This window comes from Kineococcus deserti (assembly GCF_050871945.1).
Classification (GTDB): Bacteria; Actinomycetota; Actinomycetes; order Actinomycetales; family Kineococcaceae; genus Kineococcus.
Genome location: NZ_JBJLSI010000048.1, coordinates 22,973 through 29,168, shown reverse-complemented (window position 1 = coordinate 29,168; position 6,196 = coordinate 22,973). Strand labels below are relative to the sequence as shown.

Below are 6,196 nucleotides of genomic sequence, written 5' to 3'. Positions count from 1 at the left end.
GCATCGGGCCGGTAGGTCCGGCCCGATGCGTCAACGGTCCGTCGCTCAGCGGGCCGCTGCGGGGCGGCGGGAGGCGCGGCGGGTCACCAGGAACAGCACGACGCCGATCGCCAGCAGGACCAGCGCGCGCACCCACACGCCCGCCTCCTGCTGGGTCAGCAGCGCCACGCAGGAGACCACGCCCAGCACGGGCAGCACCGTGGGGGCGCGGAAGTGCCGGTGCTCCACGCGGTCGCGGCGCAGCACCAGCACCGCCACGTTCGTGGCGATGAAGACGAACAGCAGCAGCAGCACGACGGTCGCCGCCAGCGTCGCCAGGTCACCGCTGGCGACCAGCGCCATCGAGACCAGCGTGGTGACGACGATGGCGACCCACGGGGTGCGGCGGTGCGGCAGGACGCGACCCAGCACGGGCGGCAGCAGGCCCTCGGTCGCCATGCCGTAGGTCAGCCGGCTGCACATGATGGCGGTCAGCAGGGCACCGTTGGCCACGGCGATCAGCGCGATGAGCGAGTAGACCCAGCCCGGCATGCCGACGTCGGCGACGCGGACGACCTCCAGCAGCGGACCGTCGGAGCCGGCGATCTGCTCGGGGGCCACGGCCGTGGAGACGGCCAGGCCGACGAGCACGTACACCAGGCCGGCCACCGCAAGCCCGCCGAACAGGGCCCGCGGGTAGGTGCGGCTGGGGTCCACGGCCTCCTCGGCCACGTTGGCCGAGGTCTCGAAGCCGACGAAGGAGTAGAAGGCCAGCACGGCCGCGGCCAGGATCCCGGCCACCGGCGCCTGGTCGGCGGAGAACTCCACGACGCGCCCGGGCGACCCGTCGCCACGGCCCAGCACCACCGCCGCCAGGGCGACGACCAGCAGCAGACCACCGACCTCGATGACCGTCATGACGACGTTGGCGCGCAGGGAGTCCTTGATGCCGCGGGCGTTCAGCAGGGCCACCAGGACGAGGAAGACCAGGGCCGCCGGCAGCGGCGGGACGTCGACCAGCGCGCCCAGGTAGTCGCCGGAGAAGGCCAGCGCCAGGCCGGCGACGCTGGTCACGCCGGCGGCCAGCATGGAGAACCCGACGAGGAAGGAGACCAGCGGGCGGTTGAACGCCCGCTGGGCGAACACGGCCGCACCACCGGCCTTGGGGTACTTGGTGACCAGCTCGGCGTACGACGACGCCGTCAGCAGGGCCAGGAGCAGGGCCACGAGCAGCGGCACCCAGATCGCCCCGCCGACCTCCCCGGCGAGCACCCCGACGAGGGCGTAGATGCCCGCGCCCAGGACGTCGCCGAGGATGAACAGGAAGAGCAGCTTGCCGCTGATGGCCCGACGAAGGCTGTTCCCCGCCGGTGCTGAGGTGGTCGTGGTCACAGGCGATGTCTACCCGTGCGCGGCCGGGTCAACCACCGGGAACGTCTCAGCCGACCCGGCCGTCGACCGCGGCACCCCTCGACGTCAGGGTGCAGCGCGCGGCGCCCCGGTGGGGGACCGTTGACGCAATGGGCCGGACCTACCGGCCCGATGCGTCAACGGTCCGCCCCCCCGGCCCAGCACCCGCGGCGATCACCCCTGCCCCGCCGGGCGTCCCCGACCGGCCAGCAGGCGCGCCAGGACGGGGGCGGCGAGCAGCATCACCAGCAGCCGCAGCACCTGCACCGACAGCACGAACGTCGCGTCGGCGCCGGAGCCGACGGCCGCGGCGAGCACGGCGTACAACCCGCCGGGCGTCGTGGCCAGGTAGGTGTCCAGGGCGGGCAGCCCGCTCACGCGCGACAGCGCCACCCCCAGCCCCGCGCTGCCCAGCACGCCGACCACGATGAGCGCGAGCGCCGCGGGCAGCACGCGCGCGACGGTGGCCAGGCTGGCCCGGGTGAAGCGCAGCCCGATCTGCAGGCCGATGAGGGCGTAGGCGACCTGCTGCAGCAGGTCCGGCACCTGTGCCCCACCCGTCAGGCCGGTCAGCGACGCGGCCGCGGCCAGCAGCAGCGGACCCAGCAGCGTGTGCGCGGGCAGGTGCGCCCGCCGGCCCAGCCAGGGCCCGGCCAGGCCGCAGACCACGACGAGCCCCACCCCGACGGCCCAGTCCTGGTCGCCGGCCGCGACGGATCCCGACGCGCGGACCCCGAAGACGACGTTGAGGACCAGCGGCAGCGACAGCACGACGAGCAGGACCCGCACGTACTGCACGACGGCGACGACCCGTTCGTCGGCGCCCAGCTGGCGGGCGATGACGACCAGCCCGCTGGCGCCGCCGGCCACGAGCGCGAACGCCCCGGTGACGGCGTCGACGTCGCGGTGCCGGCCGAGCAGCCAGCCGGTGCCCAGGCTCAGCAGCAGCGTCCCGACCGTCACGCCCAGCACCGGCAGCCAGTGCGCGCCGAGGGCCGACAGGGTCGACAGCTGCACGAGCGTGCCGATGGTCACCCCGACGACGGCCTGCCCCGCCGTGCCGGCCAGCGGCGGCAGCCTCACGGCGCGCCGGGACAGGAGGGCGTCGACCAGACCTGCGGCCAGCCCGGCGAACAGGGCGGGGGAGGGCAGGCCGAGCCGGCCGAGCAGCAGGGTCGCGACGACGGTGGCGGCGACCAGCGCGAGGACGTGACCCGCGCGCCGCACTACGACAGCGTGGCGGTCGTGCGCTCGGCGGCGGCCACCTTCTCCGGCAGCGACCCCAGGTCGGGGGTGAGCACGACCGAGCCGGTGCGCACCCACGCCGCCAGCGGTCCCCGGACGACGTCGGCCGGGCCGACGTCGGTGAGCAGGCGCACCCCGGGCGGCCACCCGGCGCCGGCCTCGGCCGCGCCGGCGAGCAGCCCCTCGTGGGTCAGCGCGGACCCGTCGGCCGTCTCCAGCGCCGGGTCCTCCGGGCCGGGTTCGACCATCGGGGAGTACGTGTCGCCGTAGCCGGTGATCACGCGGGCGTAGTCGAGCACCCCCTCGGGCACCTCCGCGCCGAAGTCCCTGGCCAGCGGGGCCGGCGACACCGCGATGCGCTCGGTGGAGGCGTTGCGCCGCAACGCCTCCACCGAGGAGGAGACGAGGACGTCGGCGGGTCGGTCCGGGCCCAGCCGCACCGCCGCGCCCGTCGACCAGGCCGCCAGCTGGAACACCAGCGTCCGCCAGTGCGTGGGCAGGTCGATCGCCACGACCGACCCCGGTCCGGCGTCGAACTCCTCCTCGAGCAGGTTCGCCGTCTTGGCCACCCAGGTCGACAGCACCCGCGCGGACAGTTCGACCCGCTCGCCGCTGCGCTCGTGGTCGGCGGCGTACCACGTCAGCCGGGGCACCCCCGGGTCGTCGTCCTGCAGCGAGCGCAGCAGGGCCGGGACGGAACGGGAGGGGACAGCGGGCACGGCGTCACGGTACGCGTCCCGGGGGCGGCTGCCCGACGACGGTAGGTTCTCGCGGCGTGAGAGACGAGACACCCGCCGCGATCCTCTTGACGCGGGTTCCCGTCGTCCTCGCCGCCGCGGTCGCCGCGGTGACGGCCGTCGCCGTCCCGCTGGTGCTGCTGGACCTGTGGACCCCGGCCGTCGCGGTGCCGGTCGCGGTCGTGGTCGCCGCCCTGGCCGGGCGGCTCGCCTGGGGGACCCCCGTCGTCGCGGCGGGCTGGGTCCCGGCGGGCGCGAGCCTGGCGATCTCGGTGGCCGCCGGGACCTGGGCCGCGCTCACCCACGCCGAGCACGTCGTCCTGCGCCGCGACGCCGGATCGGTCGCGCTGTACGCCCACCAGCTGGCCACGCACCACGGGCTGCCCGTCGACCCGGCGCTGAGCGCGCTGGGCGGGGCCGCCGCGCTCGCCGACCCCAACGTCACGCTCGCCTCACCGGCGTTCTACGAGGTCGGCGACCACGTCGTCCCCCAGTTCCTGCTCGGCGCGCCGGCGTTGTACTCCCTCGGGGAGTGGGCCGGTGGGTGGACGGGGATGTTCGTCGCGCCGGCCGTCCTCGGCGGGTTCGGGGTCCTCGCCGTCGCGGGGCTCACGGCCCGCCTCGCGGGGGCGCGCTGGGCGCCGCTGGCCGCCGGGGCGTTCGCGCTGGCCCAGCCCGTGCTGCACGCCAACCGGTCCACCTACTCCGAACCGCCCGCGCTGCTCGTCCTGGTCGGCGCCGCCTCGCTGCTGGTGGCGGCGGTCCCGGCGACCGGCCGCACCGCGGCCCGCCTCGGCGGCGGAGTCGGGCTGCTCGTCGGGGCCTGCGGGTTCGTGCGGATCGACTTCCTGCGCGAGGTCGCCGTCCTGGTCCCGGTGATCGCGGTGCTGCTGGTCGTCCGTCACCCCGGTACGCGGGCGCTGCTCTCGGGGACCGCGCTCGCCTCGGCGCTCGCGGTGGCCGCGGCGCTGCTGACCTCCCGGCCCTACCTGGGCACCATCGCCGGGTCGCTGGTCCCGCTGGTGGCGGGCCTGGTGTTCCTCACCGCCGTGTGCGCGGTGCTGGCCCGGCTGGCCCGCGCCGGCTGGCTGGGCCGGTTCGGCTGGCTGACCGGCGACCGGCTGCCGACCGTGCTGGCCGCCGCGCTGGGGGTCGTGCTGCTCGTGCTGGCCAGCCGGCCGTGGTGGCTGGTGGTGCGGCAGGACCCCGAGGACTCCGGCAGCAAGCTCGTCGCCGGGCTGCAGCAGGCGCAGGGGCTGACGGTCGACGGCGGCCGCACCTACGCCGAGCACTCGATCGACTGGATCGCCTGGTACCTGGGCTGGCCGGCCGTCGTGCTGGCCGGGGCCGCGGCCGTCGTCGCGCTGCCGCGGGTGGTCCGCGCCGTCCAGGGCCGGGACACGCTGCCGGCGTGGTTCGCCCCGTACGTCGTGGCGATGGGCTCGACGCTGCTGACGCTGTACCGGCCGGGCATCACCCCCGACCACCCGTGGGCCGACCGCCGGCTCGTCGTCGTGGTGCTGCCGGCGGTGGTGGTGCTGGCCGTCGTCGCCTGCCGGTGGGTCGTCGACCGGTACGCGCACCTGTCGCTGAGCTGGCTGCGGGTCGCGATCGCCGTCGTGCTGCTGCTCGTGCCGGCCGCCGTCGCGACCCTGCCGGTGGCCACCCAGCGCACCGAGGCCGGGGAGCCGCAGGCGGTCGCGCAGGCGTGCGCGAGCTTCGGCCCCGACGACGTGGCGCTCGCGGTCGACCCGCGCTCGCGCAACGAGTGGCCGCAGGTGCTGCGCGGGACGTGCGGGGTGCCGACGGCCTCGGTCGTGGTCGCGACCGCCGACGGGGCGCCGGGCACCGAGCAGTACTGGGCGACGCTGGCCGCGGCCGTCGACCGGCAGGCCGCCCGGATCCGCGAGGCCGGCGGCAACCCCGTGCTCGTGGCGGCCGGGGGCGACACCGACCCCGTGGAGGTGCTGCAGCGGCTGGGGGTCGCGGCCCCGCGCGTGGTCACCGACCGCCGCACCGGCGAGGACGAGCGGGTGCTGGAGGAGCGGCCGGACGGGATGCAGTACATCGACGTGCGGCTGGTGACGGGCACGGCGCCGTAGCCCGGCCGCGTGTGGACTTAGCCAGACTTGGTCCATAGCCTGGGGTCATGACGCAGACGGTGAACGTCCACGAGGCGAAGACGCACCTGTCCCGCCTGCTCGAGGCCGTCGAGCAGGGTGAGGACGTGGTGATCGCCCGCTCGGGCAAACCCGTCGCCCGGCTCGTGCCGGCCCGCCCGCGGGGTGTGCGCCAACCGGGGACGTGGAAGGGGCAGGTGGTCATCACCGACGACTTCGACGAGACCTCGGACGACCTGCTGGCCTCGTTCTACGAGGGCGACGTGGAACCCCCGACGTCGTGAGTCTCCTGGTCGACACGCACGTCCTCCTGTGGTGGCTCGCCGGGGACGAGCGCCTGCCCGAGCGCATGGGTGCCGCTCTCGCACAAGCGGAACGGGACGTGTTCGTCTCGGCCGCGTCCGCGTGGGAGATGGCGGTCAAGTCCGCCCAGGGGAAGCTCCACGTGCCGGGCGACCTCCGCGGCGAGCTGGAGCGGCAGGGCTTCACGGAGTTGCCGGTGACGGTCGAGGACGGACTGGCCGCTGGCGCTCTGCCTCTCCACCACGGCGATCCGTTCGACCGGATGCTCATCGCGCAGGCCGTTCGACGGGACCTGCTGCTGCTCACCGTCGACCGGCGCTTCGCCGACTACGACGTCCGGCTGCTGCAGCCGTGATCGACGGTGGGCCCGGGCCGGCGCGCGCGCACCCTCGTGCCGTCCGC

6 protein-coding genes are annotated in these 6,196 nt (G+C 75.8%); 3 read left to right on the top strand and 3 right to left on the bottom strand.

Annotated features, from left to right (window positions below):
• Window positions 1-45: 45 nt before the first annotated feature.
• The 3 genes from ACRYR2_RS23420 to ACRYR2_RS23410 all read right to left on the bottom strand — a co-directional run bounded on the left by ACRYR2_RS23420 (window position 46) and on the right by ACRYR2_RS23410 (window position 3,353).
• Window positions 46-1,371 (bottom strand): APC family permease, encoded by a 1,326-nt coding sequence (locus ACRYR2_RS23420; RefSeq protein WP_432565305.1) that lies wholly within the window; start codon window positions 1,369-1,371, stop codon window positions 46-48.
• Window positions 1,372-1,563: 192 nt separating this feature from the next.
• Window positions 1,564-2,616 carry an AbrB family transcriptional regulator gene (locus ACRYR2_RS23415; RefSeq protein ID WP_432565304.1) on the bottom strand — a complete coding sequence of 351 codons (1,053 nt, stop codon included), beginning with the start codon at window positions 2,614-2,616 and terminating at the stop codon, window positions 1,564-1,566.
• Window positions 2,616-3,353, bottom strand: coding sequence for a TIGR03089 family protein (locus ACRYR2_RS23410; protein WP_432565303.1), 738 nt, complete (start codon window positions 3,351-3,353; stop codon window positions 2,616-2,618). Before ACRYR2_RS23410 ends, ACRYR2_RS23415 begins: the two co-directional genes overlap by 1 nt.
• 56 nt (window positions 3,354-3,409) lie before the next feature.
• On the opposite strand from ACRYR2_RS23410, the gene ACRYR2_RS23405 reads away from it, so the two are divergent.
• Genes ACRYR2_RS23405 through ACRYR2_RS23395 form a run of 3 tightly spaced genes read left to right on the top strand, consistent with a single transcriptional unit; the run spans window position 3,410 to window position 6,149 of the window.
• Window positions 3,410-5,473, top strand: coding sequence for a hypothetical protein (locus ACRYR2_RS23405; protein WP_432565302.1), 2,064 nt, complete (start codon window positions 3,410-3,412; stop codon window positions 5,471-5,473).
• Window positions 5,474-5,520: 47 nt separating this feature from the next.
• On the top strand, window positions 5,521-5,775 hold the full coding sequence (locus ACRYR2_RS23400) for a type II toxin-antitoxin system Phd/YefM family antitoxin (RefSeq protein ID WP_432565301.1): 255 nt from the start codon (window positions 5,521-5,523) through the stop codon (window positions 5,773-5,775).
• Window positions 5,772-6,149 carry a type II toxin-antitoxin system VapC family toxin gene (locus tag ACRYR2_RS23395; RefSeq protein WP_432565300.1) on the top strand — a complete coding sequence of 126 codons (378 nt, stop codon included), beginning with the start codon at window positions 5,772-5,774 and terminating at the stop codon, window positions 6,147-6,149. Before ACRYR2_RS23400 ends, ACRYR2_RS23395 begins: the two co-directional genes overlap by 4 nt.
• Window positions 6,150-6,196 lie beyond the last annotated feature (47 nt).

Excerpts from the sequence above, each read along its gene's own strand:
- ACRYR2_RS23400 (WP_432565301.1), top strand. The coding sequence starts at position 5,521 with ATGACGCAGACGGTGAACGTCCACGAGGCGAAGACGCACCTGTCCCGC.